Below are 21,992 nucleotides of genomic sequence, written 5' to 3'. Positions count from 1 at the left end.
CAGAGCGGCCGATTCACACGGTTGCTCTGCTCGGATCGTCAGGGAGCTACCAGGGGCGCGAGAAGGTGAGGTCTCCGAACCAGGTGTGACAGATGATCACTGGCCCGAAGAAGGGGAACTGCGCCTCTTCGCAATAGGGGAAGAGCACGGTGTGCGCTGGCTGGACGCCGGGTCGCTCCGGTGTCTCAGCGACCGCGGCCGCTGGCGCCGCGAGCGCGAGGCCTAGGGCCAGCGCGGCTCCGCACATTGCGTGTGATTTTTTACGCGAACGGGCCATTTCTGCCTCCTCGGAATCATTCGAGATCCACGTGATCAAGCATGACACGAAGGAGGGCGCGAACGGCAGGGTCTGTGGGCTATTTGAGCCCCGAACCGCGACGCCAGCTAGGAGGTCGCGGTGAACCGGTCAGCCGGTTCACCCCGCAACCGGCCTGCGGGCAGTTTCCTGCCGCAGATGACGAGCAGGATGTCCTGGGCGAGACCTTCCACGGTGGCACCGGTGCCGAATGTGAAGTCGAGGTCCGTGGCGGCATTGCGCTCTGCGCCTGGCAGAGTGAGTCCCGGGGCAGTCCCGTGAACCGAGGAGGCAACCATGATCGACCGGAGTTCTGAAATCCCGGTTCTCGAAGCTAGGTCGCTGCGACTTGTATCGCCCTCGCTGGCAGCGGCGCTGGGCGTGCCGGACTTCGCGAATGAACTTGGGTTGGAACCCGCTCGATCTGCTGGTGTCCTGCTCCTTGACGGGCTCGGTGCCGAACTTCTTTCTCAGCACGCTGATGACGCGCCTGTTCTGTCCAGGCTTGCGTCCCGCCATCGGAATCTCAGTGCGGGCTTCCCTGCCACCACGTCGACCAGCGTGACGGCGCTTGGTACTGGCCTCCACGCTGGTGAGCACGGAATCATCGGCTACACGTTCCGTGCGGGGACGAGCGACGCTCCCGTCCTCAATACGTTGCGGTGGTGTGCGCACGCCACCAAGGGACACCCAGATCTGCGTGATGTCATCGTCCCCGAAACTGTGCAGCCCCGCCCAACTGTTTTCGAGCGAGTCGCGGCGCACGGCGTCGCGGTGTACAGGATTGTGCCCTCCGACCATCATGGTTCAGGCCTGAGCCGTGCGGTACTGCGGGGAGCGGGCCACGATCTCGCTGCGGACAGTCTCACCCAGCTTGCTGACGGCATCAAAACCGCGACGAACACACCTGGCCGTTCGCTGACGTATGGATACTACGGCGGGATTGACCTGGCAGGACATATCTTTGGCCCGGGCTCGCCGGAGTGGCGCGCGCAACTTCGCGAGGTCGACGCCACTGTCGCCCGTATCGCCGAAGAGCTGGGTACGGACACCCTCCTCACGATTGTCGCGGATCACGGCATGATCGATACTGGCGACGATCGCATCGATATCGATACGGAGCCTGACCTGGCGGCTCAGTTAGTCGAGATCGGTGGCGAGCCACGCGTTCGCCACCTCCACACAGTCGCCGGATCCGCAGGGGATGTTCTCGACACCTGGCGCGCGGTTGCAGGGGAACGGGCATGGATTGTGTCGCGTGAGGAAGCGATCTCCGCGGGCTGGTTCGGGCCGACGATGAGCGAGCCGTTCCGCCAGCGCCTTGGCGACGTGATCGTCGCGGCACGCGACAACTGGACCTTCGTTCGTTCCGTTGCAGAACCGATGGAAACCGCACTACGAGGGCACCACGGGTCATGGACTCCCAGGGAACAACTGGTGCCCCTCATCCAGATTCGGGCATGAGGTCGTTACGGGGACGGCGTTTCCACCGAAGGGATAGCGATGGGGCACAATTCCACGTCATTCGCTGGCGTGTACCGGGAACACGTAACGCCGATCTGGCGCTACGTCCGTACCCGGGTGCCCTCAGACTCTGACGCCGAGGACGTGACAAGCGAGGTGTTCGCAGCGGCCATCCGATCGTGGGGAGATTTCGACCCCCAGCGCGGCGCAGTTGGAGCCTGGCTGACAGGCATCGCCCGGCATGCTGTCGCGGACTGGTGGCGCAGACGGGTTCGCGAGGTACCTTCCGACGGATTTGGGCAGCATGGCGCCAGCGCGGAAGGACCCGAGGGCGAGGTGGTGCGGCGCGACAGCGCTGATGACCTGCGCCGTGTTCTGTGGATCCTCACCGAACGGGAGAGGGAGGCTGTGGCGCTGCGATTCGGCACCGAGCTCACGTCAGAGGAGATCGGCGCCCACCTCGGAATCTCAGCGGCAGCAGCCCGGATGCTCGTCTACCGCGCCATCGGAAAACTCCGGGAGGTGATAACCGATGAACGATGAACTTTTCGCCGCGAACGCACTGGACAAGGAAATCACCGAAACACTGCAGGGGCATCCCCCAACGGGTACTGACCCGCGCGTGCTGTGGCTTGCCGCTTCGATACGAACAAACCCGCCAGCGGCGCTCGAGCGCCGCGTCGCACGGATAGCCGCGCAACAAGCGCGTCACCGCTGGCGCAGCTTTCAGATCGTCGCCGCTTCACTTGCGGCGCTGTTCATTCTCCACGGGCTCAGTGGCTTCTTCGCCGGTGAATGGATCGCATCGAATCTGCGTGAGCCGTTCAGCCGGCACGCCGCGTTCGAAGCCGGACTCGCCTTTGTCGCTGCCGGTGCTGCCGTCGGTGCAGGTGCGATTCGGCGGCGCTGGGCGCCGGTTTCCGTAGCTGCGGGCACACCGCTGGGTGTCCTGCTTGCGACGCACGGGGTCCGGGAACTCGCGGTCTTCCCCTACGGCGCGGCGCTGCACCTCACCGAAGGCGCACTTGCCATCGCGCTTTTTGTGATCTGGATCAGAAATCACCGTTACACGAAGGCTGGACGGCACGAAGAGAAGTCATGACCACGACAGTTCGCTTGCGAGCACCGATGTGGACGCGAATTGTGCTCGCGGTTCTAGCAGTGCCACAACTGGTCACTGGATTGTGGGCAGTCATCAATCCCCGTCACTGGTACGACACGTTTCCGGGGCTCGGCCCGCTTTTAGTTGCCGCCGAGCCGCCCTTCAACGCCCATCTGGCGACCGACGCCGGTGCGGGGTTCCTCGCGGTCGGTGTGGTGGCTGGGGTTGCTGCGCTGTGGGGCGAACGCCGCGTTGTCCTTGTTGGCGGGCTCGGTTTTGCAGCTTTTGCAGTGCCGCACGTCCTGTATCACGCCGCCAACCCAGCTCCGGGCCTGAACGCGACAGCCAACACGATCAACGTCATTATCCTGAGCACTGCTGCGCTGCTGCCGCTGGCGGTTGTCGCGGCGTCACTGAAAGGACGCGATACATGAGGGCTTTGCGCAGAATCTGGAACTATCTGGCGGTGTTGCGGCTCGCGCGGCGCAACCAATCTGATTTGGCGCGGTGGATGATCCGGCGCCCGCAGGTACTGGCAGCGACCGGACTGTATGAGACGAGCCTGCTGTTGAGCAATCGGGTTGACCCGGCGTTAAAGGAACTTGCTGAGTTGAAGGTGGCGACACTCGTGACATGCGAGTTTTGCCTCGATATCGGTTCTGCGCTAGCGCTGAAGTCGGGTTTGACGGAACAGCAGATCACGGAGCTCACTCGCTACAAATCGAGCCCCGCCTACACCGAGCTCGAGAAGCTCGTCATCGAGTACGCGGAGGTGCTGACGGCAACACCGGTGGTCGACCAGGAGGAACTCCGCAAGCGTCTGCTGCAGCACCTGTCGCGCGCACAACTTGCCGAGCTCGCGGCCACCATCGCATGGGAGAATCAGCGCGCCCGCCTCAACCAGGGCCTCGGTGTGCGGGCCACCGGCATGTCCGATGGGGCTGCGTGCGCGCTGCCCGACCGGTAGTTGACGATACGGAAGAGTTTGCCGCGGTATCCGCGGGTTTCGCTACTGGATCGTCAACGGGGGAGCGGGCCGCCATCGGTACGATCGCGCTGACTCGCGAGAAACGCACGCTCAGCATGGTTTTCGGTGAGTTCGATCGCGGTCGTGTAGGCAGTTGCCGCCTCCGCGCGGCGTCCGAGTTTGCTGAGGAGGTCTGCGCGCACAGCATAAAAGGCGTAGTAGTTGGTCAGGTGCGTCTTGTCGACGGCGTCGAGGGCTTCTTGCGCGCCCTCGACCTGTGCGACTGCGACGGCGCGATTGAGCGCGACAACCGGGCTCGGGGCTACGGTCGTCAATTGGTCGTATAGCGCGAGGATCTGGGCCCAATCGGTATCAGCCGCAGCGTATGCGTCCGTGTGGACTGCATTGATCGCTGCCTGAATCTGATACGGCCCCGGCCGATTACGCCGCAAACACGCTTGGACTAGCTGCTGACCTTCATCGATGAGCTCCCGGTCCCAGAGTGCCCGGTCCTGATCATCAAGGAGGACCAGAGCGCCCTCGGCGCTGCACCGGGCCTTGTTCCGGGAAGCTATAAGCAACATGAGAGCAAGAAGTCCTTGCGCCTCCGGTTCGTCGGGCATGAGTTCGGTGATGACCCGGCCAAGACGAATTGCCTCGGCACACAGATCTTCCCGGACGAGCGTGGCGCCCGTACTAGCCTTGTACCCCTCATTGAAAATGAGATAGACGACTGCGAGTACCGCGGAAAGCCGAACTGGCAGGTCGGCTTCCGTCGGAACACGGTAGGGGATTGCGGCGTCACGGATCTTCCGTTTTGCGCGGACGATTCGTTGTGCCATCGTTGGCTCAGGTACCAGGAACGCTCTCGCGATCTCCTCGGTCGTCAGGCCGCCGAGGAGCCGTAAGGTCAGTGCTACCTGCGCCGCACGTGCTAGCGCAGGATGGCAGCAGGTGAAGATGAGGCGGAGCCGGTCGTCGAGCACCACACTTTCCTCCTCGGTCGCTTCCGCCTGCCGCAAGAGCAGTGCTGCCTCGTGGCGCTGCTGACGGGATGCGTCCTTCCGGAACCGGTCGACTGCCCGGTTCTTCGCAGTGGTGATAATCCAGCCGGCTGGGCTGGGGGGAAGCCCGGACTGCGGCCAGCGGCTTACCGCCGCTGCGAAAGCATCTTGCACAGCTTCTTCCGCAACGTCGATGTCGCCGAATGCCCCGATCAGCACCGAAACAGCTCGGCCATATTCTTCACGGAAGATACGATCGATCGTTGTGGGGCTGGGTGGGATGGACATTATTCGGATGTGCCCTGGAACGGCCGGACCTCGATGGGCAGAGTCGTCGCACGGGCTGCCTTGCGGCCCCATTCGAGCGCGGCGTCGAGGTCTGGAGCTCTGACGATGACCAGGCCACCGAGGCATTCCTTCGACTCTGTGTACGGACCGTCGGTGACGAGCGCGCCGTCGCCGTTCTGCCGCACGACTGTCGCCGTGTCGGGCGGAAATAGCCCGCCTGCGAAAACCCATGCGCCGGCGGCTTTCAGCTCCTCGTGGAATGATTCGATGTTGCGCATGATGGGTTCGAGGGTGTCGGGCGGGGGTGGATCCCCGACGGGCTGAATGACGCTGAGAAGGTAGTTGTTCATGGTGTGCTCCCTTGCCTGTATGGTCCTCACTCTCTATACGATCGGCACGCGATTAGATCGACACCTCGAAGACCTCCGTTGTCGCGCCTGAATCGTCGAGGAGGTGTTTATGCGCGGTGCGGCGGTAGTCGCTGCGATACTCCTCAAACGCCTCCGGGGACGGGAACCAGAGCACATGAACTTCCCTAAGTCCGTCAGGACTGCGGAGGCGTTGTTCGAGGTGCCCGCCGTGCTCAGTGAGCAGTGGCAGCACGATCTCCTCGTAGCGCACGAAGCTTTCGATTCCGTCTCGGGACAGCCGGGCCACCATCACATATCTGACGCCAACCGGTGGACCAGAGCTAGCAGCAGAAGCATCCATCGGGCACCTCCTTTTCCGAAATGCTACGCGTCCTCATGGATGACGAGCGGTGCCACGGTAACCCGCTCTGGGGGCCGCCATCGCGACGGCGATAAACAGATAAGGAAGTGCGAAAAGTACGAATACCCACGCGTGTCCTGAGAAGGAGAACAGTCCCGCGTAGGCGAGAAACGCCGCCACGGTAAGTAACCCGGTTCCGAGGCCCGCGACTGAAGTCACTGTCGCCCGGCTCGGTCCGGTGATTCGATGCTGCAGGCGGGCATCAGCCACCACACTCGTCATCTGGAAAACACCGAATGCCGCGCCGAGCGCGATCCAGCCGAATGGCGAGCCTGCGAGCGCGCCAAGCGCCATCAGCCCAGCTCCGGCCGCAACGAGCACCGCAAGGCTGCGATTGTGGAGGCGCGCGCCTGCGCCAGCGCAGAGTCCCCCGGCCGCGACACCGATCCAGATGACAAGGACAACCCACGGCACCAACTCCACGCGCACGCCATCTTCGACGGCAAGAAGAGGGACGTACTCTTCCAGCGATTCCCACAGGGCAGGTACCACTGCGGCAAGAGCAACGGCCGCCAGCACTGGCCGACTTTGGCGGATCTCGCGCAGGCCTTCACTCAGCGTGCGGAAATACGCGGGTTCCGTCTCGATATCGCTCGTTGCGGCGGTACGCGTTTCGGGCAAAAGCAGGGCTGATGCCGCGCACATGAGGCAAACCAGGACACTGGCGGCGCCGATGGCAGCGTAGCCGCCGAGGGCCATGACTGGTACAGCGATGACAGTCGAAACGCCCACAGCAACGACGCCGCATGATCGTGCGACACCCATGATCCGCGCGTACTGCTGAGCAGCGCCGCGGGTGTCGAGTTCGGTGTATACGAGCGCTTCGAGCGCGCCCGAAGACAGTGTGCCGCCTGCGCCCCACAGCACAAAGCCGAATGCGAACGACCAGTACGAGGGGAAGATCAGCCAAAGCGCGAAAGCGGTAGCGGCGAAGATCGGTGCACACGCCAGCAGTAGCCGCCGCGAAACTATGTCAGCCAAAGCGCCGGAGGGAACCTCCAGCACTATCGCCGTCGCAGACCAAATGACGAACAACGACGTTATCTGTGCGACCGACAAACCTGTGTCGGCGAACAGCACAGCGTAAAAGGGGTACAGAAGTACGAACTCTTCAAGAGTGGCGTACGCGTAAAGCGGTCGGGACACCCTGCGGGCAGGGGTACGCGCGACACGGGTCGGCAAGGTGAACATTGAGGCCTTCTGGGTTGTACGGGGTGAGGACTACGTGATGCCGGCCCCCTCCTGGAGGGGCACGAGTCCTGACCGCACAACGGCCTCGGCGTGAGGATCAATGTCGGTGACGCATAATCGGAAGTATATCGCGGCGCGACCCTATCGGCACTGCCGTGTGTGAAGCAGTTCTGGCGGACCATAATGAGCGTGACGGATGTATCGGAAGGCGGGACGGTGCGATGACGCAGGCGAAGGTCACGTGGAACAGCGCGGCAACTGCGCGTGACGAAGACGGCCCGGACGCGGTCGACCTGATCATCCGACAGTGGGCCAGAGCTCGGCCGGAACTCGACGTATCAGCGATGGCGATTTTTGGGCGCTTGCACCGTGCTTTCCTGTTGTACCGCACGCAGACTCATGAGTTGTTCGAACGGTATGGCACGAACGAGGCCGGTTTCGACGTGCTGGCGACGTTGCGCCGTTCCGGCCCTGAGCACCGGTTGACGGCGGGGCAGCTGGCGAAGCAGTGCCTAGTCACAACTGGTGGTGTCGCTCTGCGCGTCAATCGGCTCGACACGGCGGGGCTCGTGTCGCGTGAACGTGACGCTGAGGACGCGCGTGTGGTGTACGTAAGTCTGACGGACAAGGGGCGCCAACTCGTCGACGACGTTGCTGACGCGCATTTCCGGAACGAGGCGCACATGCTAGATGGGTTGCCGCCCGAGAAGCAGGCGATTCTCGCAGAGCTTTTGAGGGATCTGGAGCGGGCGCTGCGCAGTGTCGAGCCACCGTCAGAGGACGGCGAAACCGCCGCGCTGTAGTTGTAAAGACAAAGTTCCCGCGACACCAAAACCTTGCGTTTCCGTTGACTATCTTAGCGCTAAGAGATACAACTGAAAGGGAGTGGTCTACCTCACAGCCCTGAGGCGGCACTCACATCACACGACGCAAGCTTTTGCGAGGAGACAAATATGAGCCGATTCCGACTGGCGGCCATGGCGACCCTAGCTTCCGTCCTCAGTGCAGCGCTGACTCTCACTGGATGCGGGGCGATCGCCGGTGCGCCACAGGACCCGGACGGCGAACTGGAAAAGACTGAATTAACGGTGGGTGTGCTTCCGCTCGCGGACTACGCGGCAGTGTACTGGGCTCGCGACCATGGCTTTTTCGAAGCCGAAGGCCTAACTGTCGAGCTCGAGCCGCTGCAGGGTGGCCCGATCGGTGTGCAGAAGGTGATTACCCGGGAAGTGGACTTCAGCTTCTCGAACGTCATCTCGTCATCTATCGCCGCCTCACGCGGTGCGCCGATCCAGACAGTGGTCGTCACGAGCAGTCTCGGGCCCGGCGGGCTAGGAATTTTCGTGAACCCAGATTCGCCCATCCGCGAAATGAGCGACCTTGACGGCAGAACCGTCAGTATCAACACCACCAACAGTATTGGTGATGTCGCATTCCGAAACCTCGCCGACTCGGTGGGGGAGGCTGCACAGCCGAACTGGGTTGAGGTGCCGTTCAACGAGGTCATCCGCGGCGTTCAGGCAAACTCGATCGATGCGGGCTATCTGCCGGAACCGTTCGCGTCGGCCGCGCGGGAGGCGGGACTGCGCGAAGTTGTCGCGTTAGCGGAGGGCCCGAACATCGGACTTCCCGTCTCGAATTTCATCGCGAGTAAGCCGTTCCTCGCGCAGAACCCCGACACCACTGCAGCCTTTGTGCGCGCTATGTACGCCGCCGGCATTGACATCAGCGAGAACATCGATGAGTTTCGCGCCTGGCTCCCTGGAGTAGCAGGCGTGGCGCCCGACGTCGCCGAACATATGGCACTCCCGATCTTCGAAGAAACACTTGATCTCGAGCGCCTGCAGTCCCTCGGTGACACGCTTGTTGGACAGGGCCTTCTCGACGAATTCGACGCACACGAGTTCGTCTTCCTACCCGCGGAAGTTCAATCATGAAACTTATCCGAGAACCTCTCAGTATCAAACAGCAGATCGCGTACGGCGTTGCAGGAACCATCGGGATAAGCGCCCTCGCCGAGGGTCTGCTACGCAGCCCGGTGATCGATAAGCCGGGGCTGCCCATTCCGAGTGCGGTTCTATCTGAATCTATTGCCTTGCTCGGGAATTCAGCTTTCATGACCGAAGTGTGGTTCACCATGCGTCAATGGGCGCTCGGTCTCCTCATCGCCGCGATTGCCGGAGTTGTCCTCGGTGGGCTGATGGGTGCGTTCCGCAAGGTATTCATCGCATTCGAACTCCCCGTCGAATTCTTCCGTCCGCTGCCCTCCATCGCTATCGGGCCGATCCTCGTGCTCGTCCTCGGTGCTGGCATGCTTCCGCTCTCCCTCACAGTCGCAATCGCCTGCATGTGGCCGATCCTGCTCAACACTATGTATGGCGTGCGCGGAACCGACCTTGTCGCGGTGCAGACAGCACGCACCTTCGGTGAGTCCGCCCTCGGGGTGTTTGCGCGCATCAAGCTTCCAAGCGCGCTTCCCTTCGCCTTCACTGGCATGCGGGTGGCCGCATCGATCGGCCTGATCGTCGCGGTCAGCGCGGAACTGCTGATCGGCAGCGGCGACGGTATCGGCGGATTCATTCTTCTGCACGGATCGGTGTCCACCGACATGGATCCGATTTACGCGGCAACCCTCATCGCTGGTGTGATCGGCGTGCTGGTCAGCCTGCTCTTCGTCGTTATTGACTCCACCCTGTTCCGCTGGAAGAAGGGACTTGCCCAGTGAGTATCGCCCCCTCGGCTAATTCAACAATTGAAGGGCAGGTGAAAGCGATGAACTCCAGGAGCGCCGCGGCAGCGCCCGCACAGAAGCAAGGCGTTTCGGTTCACCGCCATGCCGTGCCCCCAGCTCGCAACGTGTGGGTGTCGCGCGCGGGCCGCATCGGATTGCGCCTCATCGTGCCCCTCCTCCTCCTCGCTGCGTGGTGGGCGATGTCGAGAACACCGATCAACGGACTCTTCATCGCGGATCCCGCTGCTGCGTTTGCCCGAGTCTTCCAGGACTACCTGAGTGCAAACCCGAGGGACTTTTTCCTCGGCCCAGTCGCGCAGGAGCATTTCCTGCCAAGTATCACCCGCGCACTTGCCGGCCTTGCTCTCGCCATACTTGTTGGCGTGTCCCTCGGGGTAGCGCTGGGCGTCGTTCCCGTGCTTGCGGCACTCTTTCAGCCGCTGATTCACCTCGGTCGTTCGTTGCCGAGCCCCGCACTCCTCGGGGTGTTCTTCTTCCTGTTCGGCACGGGGGACAGCCCGAAAATCTTCCTCATCGCATTCAGTGTCGTGTGGCCAATTCTGTTCAACACGATTCACGGTGTGGAATCAATTGGCGCGAACCGTGCTCAAGCCGCGGCAGTGTTCAAGATCCGCTCGCGTGACGTGTTGTTCCGCATCCTGCTCCCGGGCGCTTCACCCAAGATCTTCGCCGGTATCCGGACCGCGCTGGCGCTCTCACTCATCGTCATGATCATTTCTGAGCTGCAGCGGTCGGAGAACGGACTCGGATACTTGCTGCTCTCCACTCAGCGCGACTTCGACTACACGGGCTTCTGGGCGGTCCTCATTGTCCTCGCCCTCGTCGGGGTGACTTTCAACTTCGTCTTCACCATCATCGAACGCCGGGCTCTGGCCTGGCACAGAGGAGCCACTGATCAACATGACTGAAGCACAGCACCTCCGGGACCGCGGCGATGCCGACAGCCCAGCCGAGCTCGACCTCGACGGAGTCTCGAAAGCGTACGGTGACACCCTCGCTGTCCGAGATATCACAGCGTATGTACCGGCGGGCAAGGTCAGCGTCATCGTGGGGCCCTCCGGCTGCGGGAAATCGACGCTGCTGCGAATCATCAGTGGCCTTGACTCACCCTCCGATGGGAGCGTCAGTTTCAACGGCGTCGTCGTCGACGGTGTGCCCGACGGGCTCGCCATGGTCTTTCAGGACTACTCGCGGTCGCTGTTCCCCTGGATGCGAGTCGATTCGAATATCGCGTTCCCGCTTAAACGAGTGCCACGTGAGGAACGTGCTGCCAGGGTGCAGGAAGCAATAGACGCGGTCGGGCTCAACGGGAAGGAAAAGCTGTACCCGTGGCAGATGTCCGGCGGGATGCAGCAACGAGTTGCTATTGCGCGCGCGCTGGCGTGCCACCCGAAGTTGCTGCTCATGGATGAGCCCTACGCGTCGGTCGATGCACAAACTCGCGCGGAACTAGAAGATCTGCTGCTCAAGATCCAGGCGGAGAAGAACATTACGGTTCTTGTGGTCACGCATGACATTGACGAAAGTGTGTACCTCGCGGATCACATCATCGTGCTTTCGAAACCACCGAGTGTGGTCGCGGAAACGATCGAGGTGGATCTGGCCCGGCCGCGCGATCATGTCGTCACCAAGACTGATCCGCGTTTCGTCGAGATCCGTGGGCACGTAACGAGGATGCTGCGCGGAGCGTCTGTTTCCGCATGACCACACAAACCGTCGCGTTGACAGCTCCACGTGCACCATCAGTCTGAGCATCTAGCGCTCACAACGTAAGCACAGCCGAAAGATGTCACAAAGTGTCTTGACACTAAACATCTTAGCGCTAAACTAAATATGTGACGTAGCGAACACGTCCAACCCAGGGAAGGCCTCACATGACACTCAGCAGCGCAGCACCAGTTGGCACCGCGGCTGTGTCCACACAGCTCCGTGCACCCAGCACGCGCGACGAGATCTATGTCGCCGGCCAATGGCGCCGGGGAAGCGGAGCTGTCATCGAATCAGTCGATCCCGCAACGGGTGACGTGTTCGCCACGCTGCATAGCGCCACCCCGGGAGATGTCGGCGCCGCCGTCGAGGGCGGCCTCGCCGCAGCGGCACAGAGCCAGTGGGCCGACCAGTTGCCGCACGAACGCGCGGCCGTTCTGTACCGCATCGGCAACGCAATCGACGCTCACGCGACCGAGATTTCGGCGCTGCAGACCCGGAATACCGGAAAGACACTCACCGAAACCCGTGCTCTGGCCTCCAGTGCAGCTGCCACGTTCCGCTACATCGCGGCTGCACTGGAAACGATGGAGGACGAAATCACCCCCGCACGCGGAAACTACCTCTCGATGTCGATCCACGAACCAATCGGCGTCATCGGCGCCATCACGCCCTGGAACTCGCCCATCGCCAGCGAAGCCCAGAAGGTAGCTCCCGCCCTCGCGGCGGGGAACGCCGTTGTCTCGAAACCGCCAGTCTGGGCCCCATGGATCTCGCTGTACCTCGCTAGGCTTTGTGACGAAGCCGGACTCCCACGAGGACTGTTCTCAGTCCTGCCCGGGCCGGGCCGCACCGTCGGTGATGCGCTCGCGCGGCACCCCAAAGTCGGGAAGATCACCTTCACCGGTGGCACCTCGACAGGGCGCACGCTCGGGCACGTCGCTGCCGACAAGATCATCCCGGTCACGCTCGAACTGGGCGGCAAGTCCCCGACGATCGTCTTCGCCGACGCGGACATGGATCAGGCGCTGGCCGGGGTGCTCTACGGCATCTTCTCGTCAAGCGGGCAGAGCTGCATCGCCGGGTCACGAGTCTTTATCGAACGCGCCGTGTACAACGAGTTCGTCAACCGACTGGTCTCGGCTGCTAACGAGTTGCGCGTGGGGCCCGGCACGGATCCGGGCACGCAGGTCGCGCCACTGATCACGCACTCCCACCGTGACCACGTTGCAAGCATGGTGGACGACGCGCGGAGCGAAGGAGCGGTGGTGCTCGCAGGCGGGTATGCACCCGGCGGCGACCTGGCGGATGGCGCCTACTATCGTCCGACAATTCTTGCCGGAGTATCCAACTCCGCGCGGATCTGCCAAGAAGAGGTCTTCGGCCCCGTCGCAGTAGTCCTGCCGTTCGAGGACGAAGAAGATCTGGCGCGACAGGCGAACGACAGCGCATTCGGACTGGCGGCGGGCATCTGGACGCCCGATTACCGGAAGGCCTGGCGCACCGCGCGCCGCATCGACGCCGGCACTGTCTGGATCAACACCTACAAGCAATTCAGCATCTCGACGCCCTTCTCCGGCACGAAAGAAAGCGGGCTGGGAACCGAGAAGGGCCGCGACGGTATCCGGTCGTACATGCGCCAGAAGAGCATCTACCTGGATTTATCCGGACAGCCCATTCCCTGGTCCCGCTAACCCACCACAAAAAGGACAATCATGAGTGACCACCCCTACAGCCCCGCATTCGCGAAAGCCGGATTCGGCTTCGTCTCCGGCGCACTGTCCGTCGACACCGCCGGAATCGCAGTCGCCGGGCGCGCGGAAGCGCTCGACGCGGCAATTGCCCGTCTCACCGAGCGGCTCGCCACCATCGGGATGGACCTGAAAGACGTCATCAAGACGACGTACTTCGTCACAGACGTCACCATGCGCGACGAAGCGAACACCCACTACGAACAACTCTTCGCAGAGCCGCGCCCCGCGCGCTCGTTCGTTGAGGTCGCCGCCCTCCCGTACGGCGCGACCGTCGAGATCGAAGCAATCGCCTACAAGTAATCCCACAGAAAAGGATCGCAGCAATGACGAACGTCGAACAGCGCACCAGCACCACCGAGCTCGACACCCTCATCGACTCCTGCATCGCGTCACGCGAAACACGGGACGAAGACTGGGCGGCACTCGGTTTCCAGGCACAAGCTGGGGGCGACAGGTTCAAGCGGGCCCAGATCCGCTACATCGGCTCCGGCGCGACCGGAAACCATGAGGACGACAACCGGATTCTTCCTGCCGATCATTTCACCTTCTCCAACATGCGGCTCCCGGTAGGTGCGGTAGGCCCTGAACACACCCATCACGACGTTGAAGAGGTGTTCTTCGTCCTCGAAGGTGAACTCGAAGTGGCTGTGCACGATGTCGAAGATGGCCACAAGAAGGCGGTGCGCCGCCTCGGCTACCGCGACCTGATCCGGGTGCCTGCCGGTGTCCCGCGGAGTCTCGCAAATGTTGGCGACACGGACGCGCTCTTCTGCGTCATCATCGGCACCCCAAAGCCACAGCTCCCCACTTACCCACCCTCGTCAGAAATGCACGGCGTCACCCGCTGACGCACACCAGGACGAACGAAGGATCAGCAATGAACGAGCCCGTTGAGTCCGCGTCGGTACGGCACACTCTGCGCGTCAAGCAGAAGACATGGGAGGCCGACGGCGTGATCAGTCTCTCCCTGGTCGATCCCTCCGGTAGGCCACTGCCTACCTGGGAACCCGGCGCCCACGTCAGCCTCCGCCTGCCCAACGGACTTGTTCGCGAGTACTCGCTCTGCTCAAGCCCGCACGATCCGTTCGTCTGGACAGTTGCGGTGCTGCGAACCCCCGATTCACGTGGTGGCAGTAGCTATGTTCACGAAACACTCTCCGTGGGTGAACTAGTCGAGGTGGAGGGGCCACGCAACGCGTTCCACCTAGAAGAAGCGCGCCGCCACGTCCTCATCGCAGGTGGGATCGGTATCACGCCGATCTTGGCAATGGCGCGCAGGCTCGAAGAAAGCGGCGCCGAGTGGACCATGCTCTACACCGGCCGGGCACGCTCGACCATGGCATTCGCCGACGAAGTGAAGTCCTTCGGCTCGGAGAAGGTCACCATTCACGCCGACGACGAGGCTGGCGGCGCGTATCCCGACATCCGCGGGATGCTCCACGCGCTCGATCCCACCTCTCTGGTGTACTGCTGCGGACCAGAGCCACTGCTGCAAGCAGTGAGCGACGCGATGACCAACGCGTCATTGCTGCGGGTTGAACGCTTCAAAGCTCCGGAGCGTACCGCGGCGGACGATGAATCCAGTACCAGCTTCGACATCCTCTGCGAGCGGAGCGGTACACGCGTCCCAGTGGCGGAGAACGAATCCGTGCTCGACGCGCTCACCGGTGCCGGTGTGGAGGTTGAGTCTTCGTGCACCGAAGGGATCTGCGGGACATGCGAGGTGCGGGTCCTCCGCGGCGACGTCGACCATCGCGACTTCCTCATGTCACCCGAAGAGCACGAGGCGGAAGGAACGATGTTCGTCTGCGTTTCCCGGTGCCGCTCCAAAGAACTGGTCCTTGACCTCTAGATCTCTCACCAACCCACCGAAGAAAGGACCGGCACCCGATGTACAACACCAGCGCTCCCATCTGCCGGCTGCGCGCGCTCCGCTCGGTTTCCCTCAAGGTCCCCAACCCCGCCGCCTCAAAAGACTTCTACGACGAGGTATGGGGTCTGGCCACCGTAGAGGCTGACCAAGACCGGTTCTGGTTGCGGGGCACCGGAACTCAGCATCACGTGCTGCGCCTCGAGCAAGCCGAGAACAACGCGCTGGGCGGCATCTCTTTCGCTCTTGCCACTCCGCGGGAGGTGGACGACGCCGCTCGCCAGCTCGAGAAGCTCGGCATCCCGCTGCTCCGTGCACCGGGTCCGCTTGACGACGCGGGCGGAGGATACGGCCTGCAGCTCATCGACCCAGAAGGACGGATGATCGAACTTTCCGCCGACACGTTCGCGGTCTCAAATCAGGAGCCAGCTGGGCGACGCGCCGTGCCGCGCAAGATAGCGCACGTGGTGCTGAACACCACCGACATTGACCGTGCCACCGCTTTTTACACCGAGGTCCTGGGGATGCGTATCTCCGACTGGTCAGAACACAAAATGGCGTTCCTGCGGTGCAACAGCGACCATCATTCCATCGCGTTCAATCAGGCCGACTGGACCTCGGTCAACCACGTCGCGTACGAGATGGAAAGCGTCGACCATTTCATGCGCGGGATCGGCAGCCTCAAGTCTCACGGCATCAGCCCCAAATGGGGCCCCGGCCGCCATGGCCCCGGCGACAACACGTTCTCGTACTTCACCGACCCCGCAAATCTGGTGTGCGAATACACCTCCGAAGTCGCCCAGATAGATGAGGACAGCTGGTTGTGCCGCACATGGAAGCGAACAGCGGAATTGTCGGACCAGTGGGGCACGGCAGGTCCACCCACCGCAGCGGTCCGCAGTGCAATGGCCGGTGTCTCTGACACGGGGTACCGCGATGCGGTTCCAGCAGGAATCGACAACTACTACTTCGGTGGCAACTGAAATGAGCAGCTCCGTCACCACCAGTGGCATCAACGTCGTCGTCAGGGGAGAGGGCCCACCTGTCTTCCTGATGCACGGAATCGGCGGGAGTGCACAATCGTGTGAATCCCTCGCAGGGATCCTGGCCGACAACGGGTACCGCACCCTGTGCTGGGACGCGCCCGGCTACGGTCACTCCGCTGATCCGGTGAGCACCGAAGACTTCGACCATGTCGAGGCTGTCGCAGAGATGCTGCATTTCCACGACGCTGCACCGGCGCACATCTTCGGCACCTCGTGGGGCGGTGTCCTCGCGATGTGCCTCGCGGACCGCTATCCCGAGCTCGTTCGGACACTGACGATCGCGGACAGTACACGGGGCTCCGCTGTGACATCGGAACGGGCGCAAGCGATGCGCACTCGCATCAGTGAACTCGCTGCGGAGGGCCCGCGGGCGTTCGCCGCAGCCCGTGCCCCGCGCCTCGTCTCGCCGGACGCTGACTACAAGGTCGCGGCAGCAGTCGAAGCGGGCATGGCGCGGGTCCGGCTGTCCGGTTACCGCGCCGCCGCGGAAATGATGGCACGGACGAACACAGCGTCAGTCCTGCACTCCCTCACGCACCCAGCGCTCGTGCTCGTGGGAGACGGCGATTCCGTGACCGGCGTCAGTGAATCCCGCCTCCTCGCCGACAGCATTCCAGGTGCGCGGTTCGGCCTGATTCTGGGGGCCGGACACGCGGCCTGCCAGGAGCGTCCGGATCGGGTCGCGGCCCACATGCTGCGATTCCTCGAAAGGAACGAAAAATGAGCCGACTGACAGTCGTGACTGGTGCGGGCCGCGGTCTCGGTTATGCAATAGCCGAACGCCTCGCCGCGGCGGGTGACCACGTCGTCATCGCCGAACGCAACTCTGAGAACGCTGTACTCGCGGAGAAGCGGCTGCGCGCGAAGGGCTATCAGGTCACGAGTGTTCTCACCGACATCTCCGATCGGGAATCGGTGCGCGAACTCGCATCGATAACTGAGGAGCTCGGTGGCGTGGATGCTCTGGTCAACAACGCGGCACTCGCGGACGGTGTGGGCGGCGACGCGTTCTGGGAACTCGACGAAGATTTCTTCGAGCGTGTCCTGCGTGTCAACACCTTCGGGACCTGGCTCGTGTCGAAACACCTGTACCCGCAACTCGCGGCCCGGGCTCGCGGTGCGATCGTGAACGTCGCCTCGGACGCCGCCCTCTACGGTTCTCCCCGCCTCGTGCACTACACCGCATCCAAAGGCGCGGTGATATCAATGACCCGGACCATGGCACGCGACGCTGGACCGCACAACGTGCGTGTCAACGCCGTCGCGCCCGGTCTGATCCGCGTCGAGGCCACCGAATCAGTACCCGCGGACCGCTTCCAGCTTTACTCCGATAACCACGTCCTTCCCCGCGAGCAGACCCCGGAGGACGTCGCAGGCGCTGTCGAGTACCTGCTTTCCGAATCAGCCGGGTTCATCACCGGCCAGACACTCGTCGTCGACGGCGGCTTCGTGATGGGCAACTAGGGAGCACATATGGACCTCAACCTCAGCGGCCGGACGATAATCGTGACGGGTGCAAGCTCCGGTGTAGGACTGGCGACGACGCGGCTGTTACTCGCCGAAGGCGCCCAGGTGGCGGCGTGTGCGCGAGATGGTGAGCGACTGCGCTCCGTCCTCAGCGATCTGCCCGGGGCGTCGCCCCACCGGCTATTCACCGCAAGCTGTGATGTCACCGACCGTGATTCCGCGCAACGCTTCACCGACGCGGTCCTTGGCGAGTTCGGCTCGATCGACGGGCTGGTGTGCAATGCAGGGCGGTCGCTTATGGCAACGCTTGACGATACTGACGATCAGGCGTTCCGCGATGAATTTGAACTGAAGATTTTCGGATCCTGGAACATGGTTCGAGCCGCGCGGAAAGCACTCGCAGAGTCTGGCGCTGGCTCGGTGGTGAACGTGAACGCGATCCTGTCCCGGCAGCCTGAGAGTCGGCTTGCGGCAACGTCCGCTGCCCGTGCGGCGCTGCTGAATCTGACGCACACGCTGGCCGAAACCCTCGCGGAAGACGGCACGCGAGTCAACTCGGTTCTGCTCGGGCTGATCGATACCGGGCAGTGGCGGCGACGGTTCGAAAGCTCAGGCACCACTCTCAGCTACGACGAGTGGAGCGCGGAGATCGCGGCGAACCGCGGAATCGCGCTTGGTCGTTTCGGCAACGCCGATGAAGTTGCGTTCCATATTGTCACCCTCCTCTCGCCGCGCAGCAGCTACACCACCGCAGCCACGATCGACGTCGGCGGCGGCGTCGCCCGGTACGTCTGAAAGCGAATCAACATGACAGAACAACGCGAACCCACCGGTGGCGACGTCCTTGTCCGAGTGATGAAACGTCACGGCATCGACACCGCCTTCGGTGTAATCAGCATTCACAACCTTCCCCTCGTGGAGGCAGTCGACCGTGAGCTCACTTTCGTCGCTGTCCGGCACGAGGCGGCTGCGGTCAATGCCGCCGACGCATACGCTCGGGCCAGCGGGAAAGTGGGGGTTGCGCTTACCTCGACGGGAACAGGCGCTGGCAATGCCGCCGGATCCATGATCGAGGCACTCACGGCTGGCTCCCGGGTCCTGCATGTCACGGGCCAGATTGACAGTGAATTTCTCGGCAGCAATCGCGGCGTGATCCACGAGGTGCCCCGTCAGCTTCAGATGCTCGACGCAATTTCTGGATACGCAAGCACCATCGTCGACGCACGTGACGCCGAGCAGGAACTGGAAAGGGCGATCGAATACATCACCACCGCGCCGTCCGCGCCGGCCAGCGTCGAATGGCCAAGCGACCTTCAGTACCTGGCACATCCCGAAGATCAGCATCCGGTAAACCGACCGGCTCCGGTCCCGCTGGCCAGCGCCGACGACGAGAACGTGGGTGACGCGCTCCGGCTGCTGGCCTCTGCTGAACGCCCTCTGATCTGGGCAGGTGGGGGTGCCGCAGGTGCAGGCGAGGAACTCGCAGAACTGCTCCATCGCGTGGGCGCCGGTCTGCTGACCAGCAACTCAGGGCGCGGAATTGTGCCCGAGAGCAACGAACTCGTCATCGGGAACTTCGCATCGGCTCCTGGCGCTGCTGGTCTCATTGCGGACGCGGATCTGTTGCTGAGCATCGGCACCCACTTCCGTTCGAACGAAACAAAGAGCTACCATCTGCAGCTCCCGAAACCGCACATTCAGATCGATATCGATCCTCTGGCGGTGGGCCGGGTCTATCCCGCAGACGTGTCACTGACCGGGGATGCTCGCGCTGTGCTGCGTCAGCTGCTTTCCGGGCTGGCAGCGGGTGAGGTGAATACCGCATGGACACAGCGGGTCTCACAAACCCGGGAGGCTGTCCGTTCCGAGCTGACCGCCCAGATCGGTGGTTATGCCGAAATCTGCGACTCGCTGCGCGAGCAGTTGCCAGCTGAGTCTGTCGTGGCACGCGATGTGACGATTCCGTCAAGCCAGTGGGGCAACCGGCTGCTGCCGTTCTTCGAGCGCGGCACGAACATCTTCCCGCTCGGCGGAGGTATCGGTCAGGGCCTCGCTATGGGTATCGGCGCGGCCTTCGCCCGGCCCGACGTGCCTACGGTGGTTCTCGCCGGTGACGGCGGTCTGGCTGTACACCTCGGCGAACTTGCGACCCTGGCTGGTTCTCAGGCCTGGTGCGTGGTGCTGATCTTCAACGACGGAGGTTACGGCGTACTGCGGAACATGCAGCGGGCGAATGGCTTCGCGCGCAGCGGCGTCGACCTGTACACCCCCGATTTCGGCCTGCTAGCGCAATCACTGAACATTCCATACACACTCGTGCGCGGTGCCGGTGTCTTCCCAGACGCCCTGCACAGTGCCCTCGAGCGCAGGGGGCCCACGATCATCGAGGTCGACGTTGAGGCCCTCGACCCCGCACCGCAGGAATTCACGCCACCTGTTCACATTCCCGTCGCGAAGGGACGGTCATGACAATTGTCTGCCTGCATTCCGGTCCGGGGGCTGCGGAATTGTTCGCGAGCCAACTCGGTGCGTTTGATGGGTCCGCTTGGGAAACGCCCGCGGAACTGACGCTGCGGCCCGCTGTCGACTCGAGTGTCGAAGAGTGGGTCACTGCAGCGGCCCAAGTCATTGCGGAGACCGACGACGGCCAGCGTCATGTCCTTGCCACCGGGGAGGCCGCGTACGGGGCGATCATGCTCGCTGCCGAGCACCCCGGTCTTGTGACGAGTCTTGTCCTTGGGGATCCCGTCGTCGATGAATCCGATGACAACTATTGGCGTCAGATGAAACGCGTCCAATGTCCTGCCCTGGTGGTGGCGTCCGCGCCGGACCGTGCGACTGACGTCGCGCAGGCGCAGTCAGTGGCCGGAGGCATCGCGAATGGGGTGTTCGTGATCATCGACGGATGTGAAGCACCCGCACACAAGAACCGGGACAGCTCGTTCAACGAGTGGCTCGTCTCGTTCTTTGCGATCGCTGAGGGACTGCGGTCGCTCTCAGACCCCAGTGAACCGAACCAGCCTGCAATGGAGGAAGTATGAGCACCCAGTATCTCGAAGTTCACCAGACGCGGAGCGGTGACCTCAGTCCGTACGAGGAAAAGCTAGCGGGGTCACTGATGGAGATTTTCAGCCGCGGAACCCACGACTTGGCTGGTGTCGTTGACGGCCTCAACCGTCTCGGCCTCACCGCACCTGATGGAAATACCTGGACAGAGGCGAACTTCCGCGCCGAAATGAAACGACTGGGAGAATGACATGAAGGTCAAGAAAGTTGTCGGCACCCGCAAAACACTCGACGCCGCCGAGCTCGCGGCAACAGGGCTCCGCGACCGCTGGTACCCGATCTACCCGTCCAGGTTCGTCAAACCCGGAGGCATGACGAAGGTGACGCGTCTCGGCGTCGACTGGCTGCTGTTCCGTGACGCGCGCGGCAAGCTCTACATGATCGAAGACCGCTGCCCGCACCGGAGCGCGCCGCTCTCGGTCGGCCAGCATCTCGGCGATCGCATCGCGTGCCGGTACCACGGTGTTCAGGTCGATGGCACCGGCACCGTAGTGTCAGTCCCCGGAATGCCCGGCTGCGCGCTGGAAGGCAAGAAGGCCACTGTTTCACTCGAGGTAGCTGAGGCCGCAGACACCATTTTCGCCTTCATTCCGCTTACCGAAGACTCAAAACCAACGCCTTTTGTCCTGCCGGAGCGGCTCGCCGATGAGGCGAACTCCTGGTTCCTGAACTACGCCGAATGGGCCGGACCATGGCGCTTCTACATGGACAACGTGCTCGACCCGATGCACGGTGCCTTCCTTCACCGCGATTCGCATTCGATGTTCGGTGGCGACGTCTCCGCACGCTTCCGGATCCGGGAAACCGAGCGCGGCTTCTTCTTTGAGAAGACTGACCAGCGGGGCGTGAACTTCGACTGGGTGGAATTCTGCCGGGGCGCAATGGATTACGTGGACCTGGAAATTCCCTATGCGGCGTCAGCCGGCCCGGGAGGGGTTTTCGGAATCGTTGGAATGGCGACGCCGATCGATGAGAACAACTCTGCGATCTTCCATTGGCGGACCCGTCGCGTGAGCGATTGGGAACGCGACGTGTGGCGTTTCTTGTTCCGCGCGAAACTCGAGGAGAACCATTGGCAGGTGCTTGAGCAGGACCGAATGGTGCTCGAGGCTCTGGCCGCCGATGCGGACGTCGACGAGCATCTATACCAGCACGACCTTGGGGTCTCCCGGATTCGCCGACTGTACCGCTCGGATGCGAAGCAACAGGCCGCCGCACTGGCTGGGGAGTGAACCCACGTGCACGACC

The 21,992-nt window shown here is 62.9% G+C and carries 28 protein-coding genes; 22 read left to right on the top strand and 6 right to left on the bottom strand.

What is annotated here, in order from left to right:
• Positions 1-46: 46 nt before the first annotated feature.
• Positions 47-277, bottom strand: a complete 231-nt coding sequence (locus tag AS9A_RS12190) for a hypothetical protein (protein ID WP_013807325.1) — start codon at positions 275-277, stop codon at positions 47-49.
• Between the two features lie 107 nt (positions 278-384).
• Complete coding sequence (locus tag AS9A_RS12185; RefSeq protein ID WP_013807324.1) at positions 385-594, bottom strand: hypothetical protein; 210 nt, start codon at positions 592-594, stop codon at positions 385-387.
• Here AS9A_RS12185 and AS9A_RS12180 point away from each other — a divergent pair.
• The 5 genes from AS9A_RS12180 to AS9A_RS12160 are packed head-to-tail and all read left to right on the top strand — an operon-like array spanning position 593 to position 3,828.
• Positions 593-1,759 carry an alkaline phosphatase family protein gene (locus tag AS9A_RS12180; RefSeq protein WP_013807323.1) on the top strand — a complete coding sequence of 389 codons (1,167 nt, stop codon included), beginning with the start codon at positions 593-595 and terminating at the stop codon, positions 1,757-1,759. The two genes, AS9A_RS12185 and AS9A_RS12180, sit on opposite strands and share 2 nt — an antisense overlap.
• Positions 1,760-1,798: 39 nt before the next feature.
• The gene (locus AS9A_RS12175; protein ID WP_013807322.1) at positions 1,799-2,302 is read left to right on the top strand and encodes an RNA polymerase sigma factor; all 504 of its coding nucleotides are present in this window, start codon (positions 1,799-1,801) and stop codon (positions 2,300-2,302) included.
• On the top strand, positions 2,292-2,861 hold the full coding sequence (locus AS9A_RS12170) for a hypothetical protein (RefSeq protein WP_013807321.1): 570 nt from the start codon (positions 2,292-2,294) through the stop codon (positions 2,859-2,861). The genes AS9A_RS12175 and AS9A_RS12170 overlap by 11 nt, the downstream gene beginning before the upstream one ends.
• A complete protein-coding gene (locus tag AS9A_RS12165; RefSeq protein WP_013807320.1) occupies positions 2,858-3,295 on the top strand; it encodes a hypothetical protein in 438 nt (145 codons plus the stop codon). Before AS9A_RS12170 ends, AS9A_RS12165 begins: the two co-directional genes overlap by 4 nt.
• Positions 3,292-3,828, top strand: a complete 537-nt coding sequence (locus AS9A_RS12160) for a carboxymuconolactone decarboxylase family protein (RefSeq protein ID WP_013807319.1) — start codon at positions 3,292-3,294, stop codon at positions 3,826-3,828. The genes AS9A_RS12165 and AS9A_RS12160 overlap by 4 nt, the downstream gene beginning before the upstream one ends.
• 53 nt (positions 3,829-3,881) lie before the next feature.
• Here AS9A_RS12160 and AS9A_RS12155 read toward each other — a convergent pair whose 3' ends face one another.
• Genes AS9A_RS12155 through AS9A_RS12140 form a run of 4 tightly spaced genes read right to left on the bottom strand, consistent with a single transcriptional unit; the run spans position 3,882 to position 7,082 of the window.
• Entirely contained in the window at positions 3,882-5,120 is a 1,239-nt protein-coding gene (locus tag AS9A_RS12155) for an RNA polymerase sigma factor (protein ID WP_013807318.1), read from the bottom strand.
• Entirely contained in the window at positions 5,120-5,470 is a 351-nt protein-coding gene (locus AS9A_RS12150) for a YciI family protein (protein WP_013807317.1), read from the bottom strand. Before AS9A_RS12150 ends, AS9A_RS12155 begins: the two co-directional genes overlap by 1 nt.
• Positions 5,471-5,522: 52 nt before the next feature.
• Entirely contained in the window at positions 5,523-5,831 is a 309-nt protein-coding gene (locus AS9A_RS12145; protein ID WP_013807316.1) for a hypothetical protein, read from the bottom strand.
• 33 nt (positions 5,832-5,864) lie between these two features.
• Positions 5,865-7,082, bottom strand: a complete 1,218-nt coding sequence (locus tag AS9A_RS12140; protein WP_013807315.1) for an MFS transporter — start codon at positions 7,080-7,082, stop codon at positions 5,865-5,867.
• Positions 7,083-7,303: 221 nt separating this feature from the next.
• On the opposite strand from AS9A_RS12140, the gene AS9A_RS12135 reads away from it, so the two are divergent.
• From AS9A_RS12135 to AS9A_RS12055, 17 genes are all read left to right on the top strand, one after another.
• Positions 7,304-7,885, top strand: coding sequence for a MarR family winged helix-turn-helix transcriptional regulator (locus AS9A_RS12135; RefSeq protein ID WP_013807314.1), 582 nt, complete (start codon positions 7,304-7,306; stop codon positions 7,883-7,885).
• A 150-nt stretch (positions 7,886-8,035) separates the two neighbouring features.
• Positions 8,036-9,019 (top strand): ABC transporter substrate-binding protein, encoded by a 984-nt coding sequence (locus tag AS9A_RS12130; protein WP_013807313.1) that lies wholly within the window; start codon positions 8,036-8,038, stop codon positions 9,017-9,019.
• Positions 9,016-9,807 (top strand): ABC transporter permease, encoded by a 792-nt coding sequence (locus tag AS9A_RS12125; RefSeq protein WP_013807312.1) that lies wholly within the window; start codon positions 9,016-9,018, stop codon positions 9,805-9,807. The genes AS9A_RS12130 and AS9A_RS12125 overlap by 4 nt, the downstream gene beginning before the upstream one ends.
• Before the next feature lie 47 nt (positions 9,808-9,854).
• Positions 9,855-10,742, top strand: a complete 888-nt coding sequence (locus tag AS9A_RS12120; protein WP_013807311.1) for an ABC transporter permease — start codon at positions 9,855-9,857, stop codon at positions 10,740-10,742.
• Entirely contained in the window at positions 10,735-11,538 is an 804-nt protein-coding gene (locus AS9A_RS12115) for an ABC transporter ATP-binding protein (RefSeq protein ID WP_013807310.1), read from the top strand. Before AS9A_RS12120 ends, AS9A_RS12115 begins: the two co-directional genes overlap by 8 nt.
• A 170-nt stretch (positions 11,539-11,708) precedes the next feature.
• Entirely contained in the window at positions 11,709-13,235 is a 1,527-nt protein-coding gene (locus tag AS9A_RS12110; protein ID WP_013807309.1) for an aldehyde dehydrogenase, read from the top strand.
• A gap of 21 nt (positions 13,236-13,256) precedes the next feature.
• Positions 13,257-13,595, top strand: a complete 339-nt coding sequence (locus AS9A_RS12105; RefSeq protein ID WP_013807308.1) for a RidA family protein — start codon at positions 13,257-13,259, stop codon at positions 13,593-13,595.
• 23 nt (positions 13,596-13,618) lie between these two features.
• Entirely contained in the window at positions 13,619-14,143 is a 525-nt protein-coding gene (locus AS9A_RS12100; RefSeq protein WP_013807307.1) for a cupin domain-containing protein, read from the top strand.
• A 29-nt stretch (positions 14,144-14,172) separates the two neighbouring features.
• Complete coding sequence (locus AS9A_RS12095) at positions 14,173-15,147, top strand: PDR/VanB family oxidoreductase (protein WP_013807306.1); 975 nt, start codon at positions 14,173-14,175, stop codon at positions 15,145-15,147.
• A 38-nt stretch (positions 15,148-15,185) separates the two neighbouring features.
• The gene (locus AS9A_RS12090) at positions 15,186-16,148 is read left to right on the top strand and encodes a VOC family protein (protein ID WP_013807305.1); all 963 of its coding nucleotides are present in this window, start codon (positions 15,186-15,188) and stop codon (positions 16,146-16,148) included.
• Position 16,149: 1 nt separating this feature from the next.
• Complete coding sequence (locus tag AS9A_RS12085; protein ID WP_013807304.1) at positions 16,150-16,935, top strand: alpha/beta fold hydrolase; 786 nt, start codon at positions 16,150-16,152, stop codon at positions 16,933-16,935.
• Positions 16,932-17,675, top strand: coding sequence for a 3-oxoacyl-ACP reductase family protein (locus AS9A_RS12080; protein WP_013807303.1), 744 nt, complete (start codon positions 16,932-16,934; stop codon positions 17,673-17,675). The genes AS9A_RS12085 and AS9A_RS12080 overlap by 4 nt, the downstream gene beginning before the upstream one ends.
• A 9-nt stretch (positions 17,676-17,684) precedes the next feature.
• Positions 17,685-18,473 (top strand): SDR family oxidoreductase, encoded by a 789-nt coding sequence (locus tag AS9A_RS12075; protein ID WP_013807302.1) that lies wholly within the window; start codon positions 17,685-17,687, stop codon positions 18,471-18,473.
• Positions 18,474-18,485: 12 nt separating this feature from the next.
• A complete protein-coding gene (locus tag AS9A_RS12070; protein WP_013807301.1) occupies positions 18,486-20,147 on the top strand; it encodes a thiamine pyrophosphate-binding protein in 1,662 nt (553 codons plus the stop codon).
• Complete coding sequence (locus AS9A_RS12065; RefSeq protein WP_013807300.1) at positions 20,144-20,719, top strand: alpha/beta fold hydrolase; 576 nt, start codon at positions 20,144-20,146, stop codon at positions 20,717-20,719. Before AS9A_RS12070 ends, AS9A_RS12065 begins: the two co-directional genes overlap by 4 nt.
• Positions 20,716-20,934 carry a recombinase-like helix-turn-helix domain-containing protein gene (locus AS9A_RS12060; RefSeq protein ID WP_013807299.1) on the top strand — a complete coding sequence of 73 codons (219 nt, stop codon included), beginning with the start codon at positions 20,716-20,718 and terminating at the stop codon, positions 20,932-20,934. The genes AS9A_RS12065 and AS9A_RS12060 overlap by 4 nt, the downstream gene beginning before the upstream one ends.
• A gap of 1 nt (position 20,935) precedes the next feature.
• The gene (locus AS9A_RS12055; RefSeq protein ID WP_013807298.1) at positions 20,936-21,976 is read left to right on the top strand and encodes a Rieske 2Fe-2S domain-containing protein; all 1,041 of its coding nucleotides are present in this window, start codon (positions 20,936-20,938) and stop codon (positions 21,974-21,976) included.
• Positions 21,977-21,992 lie beyond the last annotated feature (16 nt).

The sequence above is a fragment of the Hoyosella subflava DQS3-9A1 genome, from assembly GCF_000214175.1.
GTDB classification, from domain to species: domain Bacteria; phylum Actinomycetota; class Actinomycetes; order Mycobacteriales; family Mycobacteriaceae; genus Hoyosella; species Hoyosella subflava.
This window is presented reverse-complemented; position numbering and strand designations above follow the sequence as displayed.